The organism is Desulfosporosinus metallidurans, assembly GCF_001936615.1.
GTDB lineage: Bacteria > Bacillota > Desulfitobacteriia > Desulfitobacteriales > Desulfitobacteriaceae > Desulfosporosinus > Desulfosporosinus metallidurans.
The window spans coordinates 1-268 of the sequence record NZ_MLBF01000239.1; the positions used below are offsets into that span (position 1 = coordinate 1).

The window sequence follows — 268 nt, forward strand, 5'->3', positions numbered from 1 at the left end:
CAGTCGGAGATGGCGTGGCAACAGGCTGAACTGGTGCGGGGGCTGTTACTGAGTAAAACTGGCAATATTAGTGTTTGGACCTCCCCCTGCAGCGTTGTAAGGTTTCATTTGTACAAGGTAACTTCCAGCTGGCAATGTTCCTATATCCTTTGAAGTTCCTGTAACATAATTATCCCAAACAGCGTATTGGTCAGTTGTATAGGGGGCCTTCCAAACCGTAAGGCCATATTTGGTTGCATTTGCTGATGCACTCCAATTTACTACAATA

General features: G+C 45.5%; 1 protein-coding gene. It reads right to left on the minus strand.

Annotated features, from left to right (window positions below; translation table 11 throughout):
• Positions 1 to 45 precede the first annotated feature (45 nt).
• Positions 46 to 268 (minus strand): hypothetical protein (locus DSOL_RS28610; RefSeq protein WP_207649705.1); only part of this gene is annotated, 223 nt, incomplete at its 5' end.